9 protein-coding genes are annotated in these 17113 nt (G+C 68.5%); 4 read left to right on the top strand and 5 right to left on the bottom strand.

Annotated features, from left to right (window positions below; all coding sequences use genetic code 11):
* Positions 1-14: 14 nt before the first annotated feature.
* Entirely contained in the window at positions 15-755 is a 741-nt protein-coding gene (locus P0M04_RS22990) for an SDR family NAD(P)-dependent oxidoreductase (RefSeq protein WP_259449462.1), read from the bottom strand.
* A 120-nt stretch (positions 756-875) separates the two neighbouring features.
* On the opposite strand from P0M04_RS22990, the gene P0M04_RS22985 reads away from it, so the two are divergent.
* Complete coding sequence (locus P0M04_RS22985) at positions 876-1757, top strand: LysR family transcriptional regulator (RefSeq protein WP_259449463.1); 882 nt, start codon at positions 876-878, stop codon at positions 1755-1757.
* A gap of 101 nt (positions 1758-1858) precedes the next feature.
* A complete protein-coding gene (gene gudD, locus P0M04_RS22980; protein ID WP_259449464.1) occupies positions 1859-3199 on the top strand; it encodes a glucarate dehydratase in 1341 nt (446 codons plus the stop codon).
* Between the two features lie 18 nt (positions 3200-3217).
* On the opposite strand, the gene P0M04_RS22975 is transcribed toward gudD, so the two are convergent.
* The 4 genes from P0M04_RS22975 to P0M04_RS22960 form a co-directional block, all read right to left on the bottom strand.
* The gene (locus P0M04_RS22975) at positions 3218-4501 is read right to left on the bottom strand and encodes a glycoside hydrolase family 28 protein (RefSeq protein WP_259449465.1); all 1284 of its coding nucleotides are present in this window, start codon (positions 4499-4501) and stop codon (positions 3218-3220) included.
* An 89-nt stretch (positions 4502-4590) separates the two neighbouring features.
* Positions 4591-4809: a hypothetical protein gene (locus tag P0M04_RS22970; protein WP_259449466.1), complete on the bottom strand. Its 219-nt coding sequence runs from the start codon at positions 4807-4809 to the stop codon at positions 4591-4593.
* A 145-nt stretch (positions 4810-4954) separates the two neighbouring features.
* Positions 4955-6589 (bottom strand): ShlB/FhaC/HecB family hemolysin secretion/activation protein, encoded by a 1635-nt coding sequence (locus P0M04_RS22965; protein ID WP_259449467.1) that lies wholly within the window; start codon positions 6587-6589, stop codon positions 4955-4957.
* 16 nt (positions 6590-6605) lie between these two features.
* Positions 6606-15113 carry a YDG domain-containing protein gene (locus P0M04_RS22960; protein WP_259449468.1) on the bottom strand — a complete coding sequence of 2836 codons (8508 nt, stop codon included), beginning with the start codon at positions 15111-15113 and terminating at the stop codon, positions 6606-6608.
* Positions 15114-15557: 444 nt separating this feature from the next.
* Between P0M04_RS22960 and P0M04_RS22955 the strand changes: the two genes are divergently transcribed.
* Positions 15558-16412, top strand: a complete 855-nt coding sequence (locus tag P0M04_RS22955; RefSeq protein WP_259449469.1) for a universal stress protein — start codon at positions 15558-15560, stop codon at positions 16410-16412.
* A gap of 116 nt (positions 16413-16528) precedes the next feature.
* The gene (locus P0M04_RS22950; RefSeq protein WP_259449470.1) at positions 16529-16954 is read left to right on the top strand and encodes a hypothetical protein; all 426 of its coding nucleotides are present in this window, start codon (positions 16529-16531) and stop codon (positions 16952-16954) included.
* Positions 16955-17113 lie beyond the last annotated feature (159 nt).

The following is a 17113-nucleotide window of genomic DNA, read 5'->3' as shown; positions in this document are numbered from 1 at the left end:
TACCGGCGGCGCGGCTACAACCGCGCGAGGCGCGCGCCATCGACCCGCAGCGACGCGCCGTCGACGAAGCGGGCCTCGTCGGTGAGCAGGAACGCGATGGCGGCGGCGAGGTCCTCGGGCGCGCCCACGTCGGCCTTGTCGATGACTTCGACGCCCGCCTTCACGTTCGGGTTATCCCACAACATGGGCGTGTCGACGGCGCCGGGCAGCACGGCATTCACGCGGATGCCTTTCGCCTTGCCCTCCAGCGCCGCCGAGCGCGTGAGCGACAGCAGCGCCGCCTTCGCGGCCGCATACGGCGCGACGAGGGGCTCGGTTTCCACTGCATGCACGCTGGAGACGTTGACGATGGCCCCGCCCCGGCGCATGCGCAGGAAGGCCTGCTTGGTGAAGAAGAAGGCGCCCAGCAGGTCGACGTCGAGGATGCCGCGCCAGTCCTGCTCCGTCTGTTCTTCAATTTTCTTGAACAGCATCGTGCCCGCGTTGTTGACGACATAGTCCCAGCCGCCGAGCTGGCGGATCGTGGCATCCACGGCGGCGACGACCTGGTCCTCGCGCGACACGTCGCAGGCGATGGTGGCCATGCGGGCGGGATCGAACTCCTTGCCCAGGTCCGCGCGGACGGCGTCCAAACGGTCCAGGTGCAGGCCCGCGAGCATCACGCCGGCCCCGTCCTGCAGCAGGCGCCGCACGGTGGCCCGGCCGATGCCGCCGGATGCGCCGGTGACGATGGCGATGCGCTGGTCGAAACCCATTGTCCCCTCCTGTGCACGTCCTGGATCCGGCACGACGATACCACGGGCTACCGGAGGGGCGCGCATCGATTACACATCGGTCATAATTGCGGTCGCCGCCAACCATCGCCCAGGAGACCCATGTTCGAGATCAGCCAGCTCCGCTGCTTCGTCGCCGTCGCCGAGGAATTGCATTTCAGCCGCGCAGCGGAGCGCCTGAACATGACGCAGCCCCCGCTGAGCCGCCAGATCCGCCTGCTGGAACACCATGTCGGCGCCCAGCTCCTCGAGCGCAACAGCCGCACGGTGAGGCTGACGGCCGCCGGCAAGGCCTTTTTCCCGGAAGCGGCGCGCATTCTCAGGATCGCGGAGGAAGCGATGTTTGCCGCCCGCCGCGCCGCGAAGGGCGAACAGGGCATCCTCGCCATCGGCTTCACGTCGGCGTCCGGCTACAGCCTGCTGCCGGAAGTCGTGCGGCGCCTGCGCGAGCGCTCGCCGGGCGTGTCGCTGACGTTGAAGGAACTCGTCAGCACCATGCAGGTGGAAGCACTGAACGCGGGCGAGCTTGACCTGGGCCTGATGCGTCCGCACCCCGTCAGCGGCGACCTGGACAGCCAGTTGATCGCGACGGAAGCCCTGATGCTGGCCATCCCCGACAGCGACGCCGACCTATGGCCTCTCGAACCGACCCTGGCCGACCTGCACGGCCGCCCGTTCGTCATGTATTCGCCGTACGAGGCGCGGCCGTTCTACCAGATGCTGAGCGAGCGCTTCGCCCGCGCGGACGTGGTGCCGGAGGTCGTAGAGCACATCGGCCAGGTGCACACGATGCTGGCGCTGGTGCGCGCGGGGATCGGCGCCGCCCTCATCGCGGAAGGCGCGGCCCGGCTGAAATTCGACGGCGTCGTCATGCGCCGGATCGCCACAGAGCCCGTCGACACGGTGTGCACCTATCGCCGCAACCATGACAACCCGGTACTGCAGCTCTTCCTGGACGAAGTACTGCCGACATTCCGGACCTGATGAATTCAATTTTTGGATGATTGCCATCCTAATTTGGTTTGCTGGTGAATTGATGTAACGATATCATGGGGAACGATTTGTTCCTTACCGATACAGCCAACATGACCACCATCGTTACCAGCGCCCCCGTCGTCACCGAACTGCGCGTCGTCCCCGTCGCCGGCCAAGACAGCATGCTGCTGAACCTGTCCGGCGCGCACGGCCCCTGGTTCACCCGCAATATCGTCATCCTCAAGGACAGCGCGGGCAATACGGGCCTCGGCGAGGTGCCGGGAGGCGAAAAGATCCGCCAGACCATCGAAGACGCGCGCCCCCTCGTCGTCGGCAAGACGCTGGGCGAGTACAACAACGTCCTGAACGCCATGCGCGCCGCCTTCGCCGACCGCGACGCGGGCGGCCGCGGCCAGCAGACGTTCGACCTGCGCACGACGATCCACGCCGTCACGGCCGTGGAATCCGCCCTGCTCGACCTGCTCGGGCAGTTCATGGGCGTGCCCGTCGCCGCGCTGCTGGGCGAAGGCATGCAGCGCAACGCCGTCGAGATGCTGGGCTACCTGTTCTACGTGGGCGACCGCAAAAAGACGGACCTCGCGTACCGCGGCGAGCCGGATGCGGACAACGACTGGTTCCGCCTGCGTAACGAGCAGGCGCTGACGCCGGACGCCATCGTGCGCCTGTGCGAGGCCGCGCGCGACCGCTACGGCTTCAACGACTTCAAGCTGAAGGGCGGCGTGCTGTCGGCCGACGACGAGATGGATGCGATCGTCGCGATGCACGAGCGCTTCCCGGATGCGCGCATCACGTTGGACCCGAACGGCGCGTGGTCGCTGGCGGAAGCGATCCGCGTGTGCCGCGACAAGCACGGCATCCTCGCGTACGCGGAAGACCCGTGCGGCGCCGAGAACGGTTTCTCGGGGCGCGAAGTGATGGCCGAATTCCGCCGTGCCACCGGCCTGCCGACGGCGACCAACATGATCGCCACGGACTGGCGCCAGATGGCCCACTCGATCCAGCTGCAATCCGTCGACATCCCGCTCGCCGACCCGCACTTCTGGACGATGCAGGGCTCCGTGCGCGTGGCGCAGTTGTGCCAGATGTTCGGCCTGACGTGGGGCTCGCACTCGAACAACCACTTCGACATCTCGCTCGCCATGTTCACGCACGTGGGCGCGGCGGCGCCGGGCAAGGTCACGGCGATCGACACGCACTGGATCTGGCAGGACGGCCAGCGCCTGACGAAGGAACCCCTGAAGATCGAGGGCGGCCTCGTGCACGTTCCGGCCAAACCGGGCCTCGGCATCGAGCTGGACGAGCTTGAACTGGAAAAAGCGCACCAGGCGTATAAGAACATGGGCCTGGGCGCACGCGACGATGCCGTTGCGATGCAATTCCTGATCCCCGGCTGGAAGTTCGACAACAAGCGCCCCTGCCTCGTGCGCTGACCGACGAACCGGCAAGCCTTACACGACGTAGGGCTTGCCGTTGACCACGACGTTCTCCACCACCGGCTTGCCCGCGTCTTTCACCTGCAGCCGCTCGTCGGTTAGTTGCAGATCCATGTTCCGCAGCACGAGCCCGCCGATGTCGGTCTGCCCCGGGTTCGGCGCCACGATGCCGAAGGCGCCGAAGCGGCCGCGCAGGCCGTCCAGCACGAGGCCCCGCACGCTCGAGCGCGGCGGCGCCTCGCCTTTCAGGTCGAAGTACTGGCTCCACGGCCGGATCGCCACGATCTCGCCCTTGCTTGACTCCAGCACGAGGTCGCGGAACGTAATGTCCTCGTAGCGCTGCGGCGTGTCCGGCCGCAGCTTCAGGTGCGCGATGGCGCCCACGTCCTGCACGCGGCAACGCTCGACGACGACGTCACGCACGACGGTCGCCTCGCTCCCGCACGTGAACAGCGCATGGCCGCGCCGGAACGTGCAGTTGCGCACGCGGATGCGTTCCGTCGGCGGGCTGTCCTTGTCCTCGAGCGCGTGCGGACCCTTCGTACCCTTCGCGGCGATGCAGTCGTCCGTCACGGAAAAACGGCAGCCGTCGACGAGCACGTCCTGGCAACTGTCGATGTCGATGCCGTCCGTGCTGGGGGCCTGCACGTAATCGTCCGGCACCTCGAAGGCCGCGTTCCTGACGACCACGTCGCGGCAGCGGTACAGGTGCAGGTTCCAGAACTGTGAATCCTTGAACGTGATGCCGTCGATGGTCACACCGCGCGAGCCTTCGATGACGGCCAGCCGGGCACGCGGCACGTCCAGGTTGCGGAAGTTGCCCTTCTCCTTCGACGCGTTGCGCAGTTTCCAGAACTGGTCCCAGATCGGGCGGCCGGCGCCGTCGAGCGTGCCCTCGCCCGTGATCGTCAAGCCGTCGCAGCCCGAGGCATTGATCAGGCCCGGATTGAACCGCTCTTCGAAGTGGCCCTCGATGCGCGTGCGCTGGACGGGGAAGTGGCGCATGTCCGTCGAGCAGCGCAGCACGGCGCCCTGGTCGAGGTGCAGATGGACGCGAGGCTTGAGGAACAGCGCGCCGCTGACGAAGACGCCGGAGGGCACGACGACCGTGCCGCCACCCTGCCCGGCCAGACGGTCGATGGCGGCCTGGATGGCGCGCGTATTGACCGTGGTGCCGTCGGCGACGGCACCGGTGTCGGCGATGGACACGCGCTTGCCGTCCGACGCCGCATGGCTCCAGAGCGGGAAGGACAGCAGTGAGAAGGCGAAACGGCGGCGAGAGAATGAAGGCAATGGCATGGTGGTCCGGATCGTGGTCAGATCCGGTTCATGCTAAAGCAGCCGCGCCGTTTGTGCGGCTCAATTCGCTGATCGATTCGCCGAGCGATTCACCCGAACAGCGATCTGAACGCCCACACGATCGTCTTCGCGACGAACTGCGCGAACGGCAGGGCCAGCACGACCAGCAGGATGATCTGCGCGACACGGAGGACGGGCTCGAACGCATGCCAGTCGCGGTGGATGTGCGGCATGTGGAAATGCGGGCGGTGGATATGCGACAGGTGCAGGTGAGCTTTTACGCGGCCGGGTGCGATTCCGAATTTCATCTTTGTCTCCGCTATATGTATATGCAATTCGAGCATATGCTTGTGCGGCGCGCTCTGCCGATGATTTTTTCGATCGCGCGGCGGTACGACATTGACAGAATCAATTTGCCGTTCCGCCGGTGTGAACTATTCTTAAAGGCTGTGCTCAGAAGCGATAGGCGACGTTCGCCAGCACGGCCGGCGAATGCGTGGCATCGTCCGTCTGCGACGCGCCGCCGTGCGAACGCCACGCCACCGTGACGCCGGCCGCCCACGCATCGCGCGCATAGCGCACGCCGATACCGCCGCCGCCCAGGGAACGGTGGTTGTCCAGCGTGGTCCACGGCGACTTGTTCAAGGTGACGCGGCCCGCATCGTAGAACAGGTAAGGCACCACGGCACCGACCGCATAGCGGACTTCCGTCTGCGCCACCCAGCCCATGTCGCCATAGCCTTCGCCGTTCGGGTAGGCGCGCACGCCGTTCACGCCACCCAGGCCCAGCTTCTCCGACGAATCCAGGTTATGGCCCGTCCACTGCGCCGACACCCGCGCGTACACGTCCAGGCGGTCATTCAGCGACTGGATGCGCGCCAGGTCCAGGTTGAAGCGGTTGAAGCCGCCCGCCGAACGGGCGCTGGCGGAATCGATCGCCTCCGTGTCGCCATTCATGCCCAGCTGGCCGCGGGTCCAGCTCAGCGCGCCGAACGTGATGCCGGCGTGGAGGAACTGGTCGCGCACGTCGAACGACAGCGTCACGGGGACGACGGTGCTCGATTTCTGCGTGTTCGTCAGCGTGGCATCCTGGCGGTCGTGCAGGCGCTTGTGGTCGACGCTGGCCGACAGGGTCAGGTTGCGCACCTGCGAACGCACGATCGGGTACGACAGGCCCACGCTGGCCACGTCGGCCGTGCCGCGCGCGCCCAGCGCGGCAAAGCTGCCGGCGAGGTCGTAGTAAGAATGCGTGTAGCTGGCACGGCCGCGCAGGCCGCCGTAGCCCAGCGGCGCCGAATAGGCCAGGGAGCCGAACCACATGCCCTCCTGCGTGTACAGCGCCTGCGCGGCGATCTGGTCGCCCAGCATGAACGGGCTGTCCACGTCGACGCTCGCGTGCGCACGCATGCGCCCCGTCGCGCGGGTGCCGTAGTTGTCCAGGCCCGCCTCGCCCTTGTAGCGGTGGTCGCGCTTCACGTCGACGAGCAGGTCGCCGGTGCCCACTTCCTCGCCCGGCCGCACGAGCGGCACCGTGCGCACGCCCGGCTGGTCGTCCAGCAGCAAGGTCACGCGTTCCAGGCGGCCGCTTTCGATGATGTCGCCGTGCGGCAGCGCGGACAGGAAGCCCTGCGCGCCGCCGATGAACGCCGGTTCGCCCTGGGCGACGACCTTGCCATAGCGGCCTTCCAGCACCTCGATGCGCAGCTCGCCGCTGGACAAGTCCTGCTGCGGCAGGTAGGCGCGGGCGAACGGGTAGCCGGCCTGCTGGTAGTGCGCCGTCACGCGCGCGGCCAGGGCCGCGAGGCCGGCGAAGTCGAACGACTTGCCTTCCACGGGACCGATGGCTGCCAGCAGCGCGTCGCTGCCGATGCGCGTATTGCCGCTGATGACGACGCGGCGCAGCAGCACCTGCTGGCCGCCCGCCTGCACGGGGGCCGCGGCAGGAGTCGGTTGCACGGCGGGGACGGTGCCCGTGCGGGGCTGCGGCAGTTGCCGCGCGTTTTCCTGCAGCGACGTCTGTTGCGCCAGGGCCGGCAGGGATGCCGCGACCAGCATGGCCAGCGGCAGGAGTTTCAGGTGATGAGTCATGCGTTGTCCATGTTCGTTACGGGTTCGTGGCGTCCTTGCCGCCCGACTGGTCGTTGCCGGCCGCCGGCATGCGGATGCCGCCGGACACGACGAGCACGTTCAGGAATTTCACGTCGCGACCCGCGGTCAGCGCCTGGCTGGACGACTGGCGGCGGTTGGTCGCGCTGACGGTCGAATCGCCGCCCTGCCCGTCCGCGGCCGCTGCGCCGCCACCGCTTACTGCGCCCGTTTCCGGGACCGCGAGGTAAGCGAGGCCGCCGGCGGACGGCGCCGGCAGCACGGGCGCGAGACCCAGCGACTGTGGTGCGATCGTGGCCGCTACCACCGAAGCGGTCGCGGGAGCCGGTGCCGGAGTCGGGACCGGCACGGGGGCCGGCACCGGGGCCGGCGTCACGACGACGGGCGTCGGTTCCGGCGTCGGCACCACCACGACCGGGGTCGGCTCGGGCGTCGGCGTCGGGGTCGGCGTCGGCGTCGGCGTCGGCGTCGGCGTAGGGACCGGGGTCGGCGTCGGAACCGGTATCGCGGTGGCGATGATGGTGCCGGTCGTCGCCGTGCGGCCGTCGAACGCGTAGTTGCCCGCGTCCGCGCCCGTCAGCGCGAGGCCGTTCACATCCACGGCGATGCCGGTGCCGGCCATCGCCTGCGCGAACTGCGCGGTCGCCGCGTTGCCGTTCACGGCCACGTTGTCGCCCGCGATGGTCCCCTCGAGCGTGCCCGGTGCCGTCAGGGTTGCCGCCGCCGTGCCGTCCGCCGTCTTCTGGGCGACGGCCGCGCCGGTCACCGTCAACGTCTTGCGGTTGATGTCCGCCGTGGCCGCGCGCTGGATCTCGGCCGCGTAGTTGCCCGCGTCCGCGCCGCCGATGCTGCCGGTGAGCGCAACGGTCTTGCCGCTGCCTGCGTTCTTGTCGCCGAATGCGCCGGTTGCCGCGACCGTCACCGCGTCGCCGGCCACGAGGCCCGCCAGCGTCGCGTTGGCACTGCTGACCGTGGCCGCCGTCGTGCCGTCGTACGTCTTGTTGTCCGCGGTGATGCCGGACACCGTCAATGCCTTCGGCGTGATGGCGGCAACGGACGTGGACTGGCCCGTGATCACATAGTTGCCGGCATCGAGACCGTCGAACGTGTTCGCCAGGGTCACCGTCTTGCCGTTGCCCGCGTTCTTGTCCGCGAACGTGCCGGTGGCGCCGACGCGCACGTCGTCGCCCGCGACGAGGCCCTGGATGACCGCGCCGCCCGTCGCCACCGTGGCCGCCGTCGTGCCGTCGTAGACTTTGTCCGACGCCGTGATGCCCGCCACGGTGGCGGCCTTCCGGCCGATCGACGCCGTCACGCCGCCCGGCAGCGCCAGGCTGTAGTTGGCCGCGCGGCCCGTGCCGTTTTCCAGCACGCCGCCGCCGACCGTGACGCCCTTGGCGGAGCCCGCGTTCTTGTCCGCGAACGTGCCCGTCAGGCCCGACAGCACCAGCGTTTCGGTGCCCACGAGGCCGGACAGCGTGCCGCCCGCAAGCGTCGCGGCTGTCGTGCCGTCGTAGGTCTTGTCCTGTGCCGTGAGCCCCGTCAGCGTCAGCGCTTTCGGCGTGATGGCGGCGACGAGATTGGCCGGCAGGGTGATGCTGTAGTTGGCGGCGCGGCCCGTGCCGTCCCCCGGCGCGCCCGTCACGGAAACCGACTTGTTGGCGCCCGCGTTCTTGTCCGCGAACGTGCCGGTCATCCCGGACAGGTCCAGCGTCTCGCTGCCGACGAGGCCCGTGAGGGTGCCGCCCGACAGCGTGGCCGCCGTCGTGCCGTCGTACGTCTTGTTCGCGGCCGCCAGGCCCGTCAGCGTGACGGTCTTCGGCGTGATGCTCGCCGTCGTCGCGGCTGGGCCGGTGATCGTGTAGTTGCCCGCATCCGCACCGCCGAACGACGTGGCCAGCGCCACCGTCTTGCCGCTACCGGCGTTGGCGTCGGCGAAGCTTCCCGTCGCGCTCACGGTGACGTCGTCGTTGCCGACCAGGCCCGCCAGTTGGGCGTGCGCCGTCGAGACGGTGGCCGCCGCGGTGCCGTCGTAGGCCTTGTCGGCCGCCGCGATGCCGGACACGGTCAGCGCCCTGGCCGCGATCGACGCGGTGGCGCTGGTCGGCGCCGTCAGGCTGTAGTTCGATGCGCGGCCCGTGCCGTCGGCAAGCGTGCCGCCGGCGATCGCGACCGTCTTGCCGGTCCCCGCGTTCTTGTCCCCGAAGGTGCCCGTCAGGCCCGTCACGCCCAGCGTTTCGCTGCCCACGAGGCCGACGAGCGTGCCGCCGGCCAGCGTGGCCGCCGTCGTGCCGTCGTACGTCTTGTCCGCGGCGGACAGTCCCGCCAGCGTCAGCGCCTTCGGCGTGATCGCAGCCTGCGTCGCCGCCTGGCCCGCGATCGCGTAGTTGCCCGCATCCGCGCCGCCGTACGTGCTGGAGAGCGTCACCGTCTTGCCGCTGCCGGCGTTGGCGTCGGCGAAGGCGCCGGTCGCGCCCACCGTGACGGTGTCGCCCGCCACGAGGCCGGCCAACTGCGCCTGCGCCGTCGATACCGTGGCCGCCGTCGTGCCGTCATAGACCTTGCTTGACGCCGTGATGCCGGACACCGTCAAGGCCTTCGGGGTGATGGAAGCGGACAGGCCCGCCGGCGTGGCGATCGCATAGTTGGATGCCAGGCCGGTACCGTCCGTGATGGTGCCCGACACGGTCACCGCCTTGTTCGTGCCGGCGTTCTTGTCCGTGAACGCGCCCGTCAGGCCGCCAAGATTCAGCGTCTCGTTGCCGACCATGCCGGACAGCGTGCCGCCCGTCAGCTGGGCCGCCGCCGTGCCATCGTAGACCTTGTTCGACGCCGTGAGGCCCGTGAGCGTCAGCGCTTTCGGCGTGATGGCGGCCGTCGTGGACGCCTGGTCCGTGATGGCGTAGTTGCCTGCATCCGCGCCGCCGTGCGTGCTCGCCAGCGTCACCGTCTTGTTCGTCGCTGCATTGGCGTCGGCGAACGTGCCGGTCGCGCCCACGGTCACCGTGTCGCCGGCCACGAGACCTTGCAGGGTCGCGCCGCTCATGGACACCGTGGCCGCCGTCGTGCCGTCGTAGGCCTTGCTTGCTGCCGTGATGCCGGACACCGTCAGCGCCTTGGGCGTGATCGCAGCCAGCGCCGTCGTCTGACCGCCGAGCGTATAGTTGGCCGCGTCCTGGCCGGACAGGCCCGTCGTCAGCGCCACCGTCTTGCCGGTAGCGGCGTTCTTGTCGGCGAACGCGCCGCTCGCGCTCAGGCCGACGTCGTCGCCGCCGATCGCGCCGCCCAGCGTCGCCGCCGCGACCGACACCGTGGCGGCCGTCGTGCCGTCATAGACCTTGCTTGACGCCGTGATGCCGGACGCCGTCAAGGCCTTCGGGCTGATGGAAGCGGACAGACCCGCCGGCGTGGCGATCGCATAGTTCGATGCCAGGCCGGTGCCGTCCGAGATGGTGCCCGACACCGTCACCGCCTTGTTCGTGCCGACGTTCTTGTCCGCGAACGCGCCCGTGAGGCCGCCGACGTTCAGCGTCTCGTTGCCGACCATGCCGGACAGCGTGCCGCCCGTCAGCTGGGCCGCCGTCGTGCCGTCGTAGACCTTGTTCGACGCCGTGAGGCCCGTGAGGGTCAGCGCTTTCGGCGTGATGGCGGCCGTGGTGGAGCCCTGGTCCGTGATCGCGTAGTTGCCTGCGTCCGCGCCGCCGTGCGTGCTCGCCAGCGTCACGGTCTTGTTCGTGGCCGCGTTGGCGTCCGCGAACGTGCCGGTCGCGCCGACGGTCACCGTGTCGCCTGCGACGAGACCTTGCAGGGTCGCGCCGCTCATGGACACCGTGGCCGCCGTCGTGCCGTCGTAGGCCTTGCTTGCTGCCGTGATGCCGGACACCGTCAACGCCTTCGGCGTGATGCTGGCAGTCGCACTGGTCTGCCCGCCGAGCGTGTAGTTGGCCGCGTCCTGGCCGGACAGGCCCGTGTTCAAGGCCACCGTCTTGCCGCTGGCGGCGTTCTTGTCGGCGAATGCGCCGCTCGCGCTCAGGCCGACGTCGTCGCCACCGATCGCGCCGCCCAGCGTCGCCGCGGCGACCGACACCGTGGCGGCCGTCGTGCCGTCATAAATCTTGTCGGATGCCGTGATGCCGGACACCGTCAAGGCCTTCGGGCTGATGGAAGCGGACAGACCCGCCGGCGTGGCGATCGCATAGTTCGATGCCAGGCCGGTGCCGTCCGTGATCGTGCCCGACACCGTCACCGCCTTGTTCGTGCCGACGTTCTTGTCCGCGAACGCGCCCGTCAGGCTGCCAAGATTCAGCGTCTCGTTGCCGACCGTGCCGGACAGCGTGCCGCCCGTCAGCTGTGCCGCCGTCGTGCCGTCGTAGACCTTGTTCGACGCCGTGAGGCCCGTGAGCGTCAGCGCTTTCGGCGTGATGGCGGCCGTCGTGGATGCCTGGTCCGTGATCGCGTAGTTGCCCGCGTCCGCGCCGCCATGCGTGCTCGCCAGCGTCACGGTCTTGTTCGTGGCCGCGTTGGCGTCCGCGAACGTGCCGGTCGCGCCGACGGTCACCGTGTCGCCGGCGACGAGACCTTGCAGGGTCGCACCGCTCATGGACACGGTCGCCGCCGTCGTGCCGTCGTACGTCTTGTCGGATGCGGTGATGCCGGACACCGTCAGCGCCTTCGGCGTGATGGCAGCCAGCGCCGTCGTCTGGCCGCCGAGCGTGTAGTTGGCCGCATCCTGTCCGGACAGGCTCGTGTTCAAGGCCACCGTCTTGCCGGCAGCGGCGTTCTTGTCGGCGAACGCGCCGCTCGCGCTCAGGCCGACGTCGTCGCCGCCGATCGCACCGCCCAGCGTCGCCGCGGCGACCGACACCGTGGCGGCCGTCGTGCCGTCGTATATCTTGTCGGATGCCGTGATGCCGGACGCGGTCAGGGCCTTCGGCGTGATCGTGCCGATCACGCTCGCGGGCACGGTGAGACTGTAGTTGGCCGCGCGGCCCGTGGCGTCGGCGAGCGTCCCGCCCGACACCGCCACGGTCTTGCCCGTGCCGGCATTCTTGTCCGCGAACACGCCGGCGAGGCCGGACAGGTCCAGCGTTTCGCTGCCCACGAGGCCGGACAGCGTGGCGCCCGTCAGCGTGGCCGTCGTCGTGCCGTCGTACGTCTTGTTCGCGGCACCGAGGCCGGTGATCGTCAGCGCCTTGGGCGTGATCGCGGCCATGGCGGACGCCTGGTCCGTGATCGTGTAGTTGCCCGCGTCCGCGCCGCCGTGCGTGCTGGCCAGCGCGACCGTCTTGCCGGTGCCGGCATCCGCGTCGGCGAACGTGCCGGTCGCGCCGACGGTGACCGTGTCGCCCGCGACGAGGCCCTGCAAGGTTGCGCCGGTCGTGGACACCGTGGCCGCGGTCGTGCCGTCGTACGTCTTGTCGGATGCCGTGATGCCCGACACGGTCAAGGCTTTCGCCGTGATGGATGCCGTGACGCCCGCCGGCTGCGCCAGCGTGTAGTTCGACGCACGGCCCGTATTGTCGGCGAGGGTACCGCCGGCCAGCGCCACGGCCTTGCCGGCACCGACATTCCTGTCCGCGAAGGCGCCGGTCAGGTTCGACACGGTCAGCGACTCGCCGCCCACGAGGCCGGACAGCGTGCCGCCCGTCAGCTGGGCCGTCGTCGTGCCGTCGTAAACCTTGTCGGACGCCGTCAGCCCCGTGAGGGTCAGCGCCTTCGGCGTGATCGTGGCCGTGTTGCCCGCGCCGGCCGCGTTCAGGCCCGGCAGGCGGTAGTTGTTCGCGAGGCCCGCGGTGCCGTTCGCCAGCGAGATCGCGCTGACGTACTGTGCGTCCGCGACGTCGGCGCTGTTGGCCGTGATGCCGGACGCGACGAGGTCTTCGCCCGCGACGAGGTTGCCGAGGGTGACGGTCGAGAAGTTCGCGGAGCCGTCGTACGTCTTGGTCGCGCCGAGCGTCACCGTGCGCTGCGTGATGCTGGCCGTCGCGCTGGCCGAGTTCCCCGCCAGCGTGTAGTTCGCCGCGTCCGTGCCGCCCAGCGCGATGTTGCTGATGCTGACCGAGTACGTACCCACGTTCTTCGAGCCGAAGCTGCCGGTGCCGCTGGCCGTGACGTTGTCGCCGGCGATGACGCCGGACATGGACACGGCCGCGGTCGCCGTGCCGTCGTACACCTTGTCCGATGCGCTCGGGGTCAGCGATTTCGGCGTGATCGTGTAGTTCCCGTTGTAGAAATAGCCGACGGCGTACGTGGTGCCGCCCGACGTGACGTTGCGCGGGTTGGTCGCGCCCGGCGTCAGCGTGCCATACGTGCCCACGTTCTTGCTGCTCGTATTGAACGCGGGCGCCGGCGACAGGCTGGCCGCCGTGAACCCGGCGGGACCGCCGACCGACGAGAAGCTCATGCCCGTCGCGAGCGTGGTGCCGTCGTAGACCTTGGTGCCGCCGCTCGCGCCGAGCACGTAGATCGGATTGGTCGACATGTCCACGGCCTGGTAGGACGCGTACAGGTACGAGTTGTTGGTGCCGCTGACGACGAGGTAGCCGCAGTTCGGATACGGGTTCAGGCAGCCGGACAGCTGCGGCGCCTGCGTGTAGGCGGACGGCTTCGGCGCGCCGTTGATGTACACGAGCCAGGCCGCGACCGACGGCCCCTGGAACGTGATCTGTTCGCGGCTGCCGTAGTTGACCATGCCGATCGCCCCCGCGTCGCGGTCGTCGTTCGTGATGTTGTTGCCGGTGGCGGTATTGACGGCGTTGATCAGCACCGTGCCCGCGCCGGGCGCGCTGCCGACGGTCGTCAACGTGCCCGAGCCGCCCTGGAAGCCGATGCCGAACTCCTTGACGCCGGTATCGCTCTGGCCCGTCATCATCAGGTTGCCGCTGCCGGCGAGGATCGTCGCGCCGGACTTGATGTAGATGCCGGCCTTGGTGGCGTCCACGCTGCCGCTGTTCGAGCCCAGGGTCGTCTTGCCGTTGATGGTGATGTTGCCGCCGGTCGAACGGATGGCGACGTTGTTGCCGATCGTGACAGCCGCCGAGCTGGTGTCGGCGTTGCGGGCGAAGTTGATGCCGCCGGATGCGCTGCCGCTGGCGCCGCCGATCAGGATCGTGCCGCCGTTCGACAGCAGGTTGGCACCCACGTTCACGCCGCCGGTCGTCGCGGCCGCCGCATTCGCCGACGACAAGGTCAGGTTCAGTTTCCCACTCGTCGACGTGATCGCACTGTTGACGAAGATGTTGCGGTCCGCGCGCAAGGTGAGCGCCGCGTCGGCGCCGCCCGTCTTGGCGATCGGGCTGGCGACGGTGATGTCGCCGCTGCCCGAGGCGACCGTGCCGTAGCTGGTGTTGCTGGACTGCGTCGTCACCGTCACGCTCGTGCCCTGGTTCAGCGCATTCGAGATCGTCGTGGCGCCGGCCGCGTTGATGGTGTAATCGTACGGGTCGACGAGCCATTCGCCGCCCTTGCCGGCAGCCGCGCCCGCGTTGACGGCGAGGCCCGGGGCCGTGGTCACGTACGCGGCCGACGTCTCGATGTTGCCGCCGTTGCCGCCCGCCGGTGCGCTCGCGTCGAAGGTGCCGCCCACGTTGGCGGAGCCGGTCTGCATGTCGCCCAGCAGCAGGATCTGGCCCTGCGCACCCGTCGCCAGCGTGCGCGCCTGCACGATGCCGCTGTTGTTGATGACGGAGCCGGACAGTTCGCCGGCCGACTTGGCCGTCATCAGCACCGTACCGCCGTCCGCGCGGATCGCGCCGCCGTTGTCGACGAGCGCATCCAGCGCGCCCTTCCGCACCTGCAGCTTGACGGGGCCGCCGAAGTCGACGACGACGTCGCTGCCTGCGCCCAGCAGTGCATTGCCGCTGTTGGTCCCTGCCTTGGCGGCGATCTCGCCCGTGTTGACGACGCGCGCCGCCACCAGCGCGACGTTGCCGCCACGCAGCTGACCCTGGTTCTCGACGGCCTGTGCGCTCGTGCCTTGCAGGTGGTAGCGTCCGGCCATGAAGTCGTCGTTGCTCATCGCCAGCGTGGACGCAAGCAGGCCACCCACGTTGACCTGGGCCGTCGGGCTGAACAGCACGCCGTTCGGATTCAACAGGAACACATGGCCGTTGGCGTTCAGGGCACCCTGGATCATCGACGCATCGGCGCCGAGCACGCGGTTCAGCGCGACGGCGTTGGCCGAGGGCTGGACGAAGTTCACGGTGTGGCCCTGCCCGACCGAAAAGCCGGCCCAGTCGATGGCCGCCTTGTTGCTGCCCTGGTTGACCGTGAGCGTCTTGCCCGCATAGTTCAACGTCGCCTGCCCGGCCGTGACGTGGCCACCCGTGGGCAATGGATCAGCAGCATGCGCGCCCGCCGCAGCGGCGGCAGCCAGCGCCATCAGCGCCAGCTGGCGGCGCCGGCGCGCGCGCCCGGTCGACGATTTGGTCCGCTTGGCGCCGAGTTCCGACACGACTTGCCAAATGTTTTTTGCTGCATTCCAAACGATGCGATAAATGCGGTTCACGTGAATTCCGGGCGGCAAAAGAGAATTCGCGTAGTGTAGGATATTTCCTATCAGGAAATCGCTAAAATCGATAAATTGTTCGCTAAGAGTCGCGCCTGGACAACGAATTACTGAAAAGAATTATCGCAACGATATGAAATACAAAGATAGGCGACGATAAATCCAGATTCACCGGATTTACTCATCAATTCAAGCAGTTAAGCGCGTGCGAAAAAGTTTCATATGACAGTCTTCATGCATGAAAATATGATGCATATACGGATATATTTATACACAAAAATATTCCGCCAAATATATTCGCTAGTTATCGAATTTCGATAATTGCGTCGTGAAAATTTAAATGCCGACGAGTTTTGTATCCTCATTTGATTTGATAAAAATCAAATGAATTCCTAACGCATGCGCCGCCATGGCATACCCTATTCGCATGCCGGAACCAACGCGATGATCAAGACCATTCTCATGCATGTGGACGGCGGCCCCGCGCAGGACAGCCGCCTGCGTGCCGCCGCCGCGCTTGCGAGCGCCTTCGACGCCCACCTCGTCGGCAGTGCCGACACCGGCATCGGCTGGCCCGACTACGCCCTCATCACAGGGGCCGTGGCCGCCACGACGGCAGGTACCGATTTCCAGAACCTGCGCGCCGCCGCCCGTGCGCGCCTGGACGCGTTCGACGCCGCAGCCGGCCGCCTGGGCGTGGCCTCCGTCGAGACCCGCATGGTCGAGGACGAAGCGCGCTACGCCCTGCTGCTGCAGTCGCGCTATGCGGACCTCGTCGTGCTGAGCCGCGATGGCCGGGCCGCTCCTGGCCGGGCCGATCCCGCGCAGCCCGCGCGCGCCCGCGCCCTGCCGGAATACGTGGCGCTGCACGGCGCCCGTCCCGTGCTGGTGGTGCCGCCGGAGGACGCGGACCAGCCCCTGCCCGGCACGGCCGTCGTGGGATGGGACGGCAGCATGCAGGCCATCGCCGCCATCATCGCGGCGCTGCCGCTGCTGGTGCGCGCGGACGGCGTCCGCCTGGCCCTCGTCAACCCGGACACCTTGAGCGACCTGCACGGCGAACAGCCGGGCGCCGACATCGCGCTGTACCTGGCACGCCACGGCGCGCGGGTGGACGTGGTGGTCGAACGCACGCGCAGCACGGTCGGCACCGCGTTGCTGGGCCTGGCGCGCGACTGCGGCGCGGGCCTGATGGTAACGGGCGCGTATGGCCACAGCCGCTATCGCGAAGGGATGGTCGGCGGGGTCACGCGCGAGCTGCTGGAAAAGTCCCGCGTGCCGCTACTGCTCGCGCATTGAGACGGTGCGATGGCGATTTACCGGAGACGGAATCCCTGGCTTTTGAGGCAGATCAAACAATAAACCCCGCGTCGCCCGGAAACTGCTCGTCAACATCGACGAGAGTGAGGTAGATCATGCATTTCCATCATCCCGACGCCGATCCGCTCGCGGCATGCGCGGCCCTGCGAACGAGTCGGGCGCGCCTGCGCGCCCGCATCGCCGCCCTGCGGGCGCAGCCGGACGACGTGTTCGTCCAGGATTTCCCGGCCGTCGTGGCGGCCGTCGAAGCCGATTTCCGCCGCGAAGAAGCGTTGCTGGAACGCCTCGGCGACGCCGCGCTGCACCCGCGCCGGGCCGACTACGCCGTGCTGCTGTGCGCCCTGCACCGCACGCTGCCCCAGATCGAAGGCGGCGACGTGGGACTGGGCCGCCAGGTCGCCGATGCGCTGGAGGCCGTGCTGTCGCTGCCGTGGGATGCCGGCACGGAGGTCGCCGCCGCCACGCGCCAGGCGCGGCCGCCGGGCACGCGGCCGCAGCATGTGCCCGCGCATCTGCATTGAGACAACGCACAATGTCACGATGTTTCCGCAGGAAACTTTTATTGATGTCGAGAATCTTTACATGTCGCCCAGGCATTGATTTTTGTTCAAAATAAATTTCCTTGAAGAACAGATAGTTATAGTTTTTGGCACGTTCCTTGCGTTAATACGGTGAGAAAA

The organism is Telluria mixta (assembly GCF_029223865.1).
In the GTDB taxonomy this organism is placed as follows: domain Bacteria; phylum Pseudomonadota; class Gammaproteobacteria; order Burkholderiales; family Burkholderiaceae_D; genus Telluria; species Telluria mixta.
The sequence above is the reverse complement of the archived record's forward strand: the minus strand, read 5'-3'. Positions and strand labels throughout refer to the sequence as shown.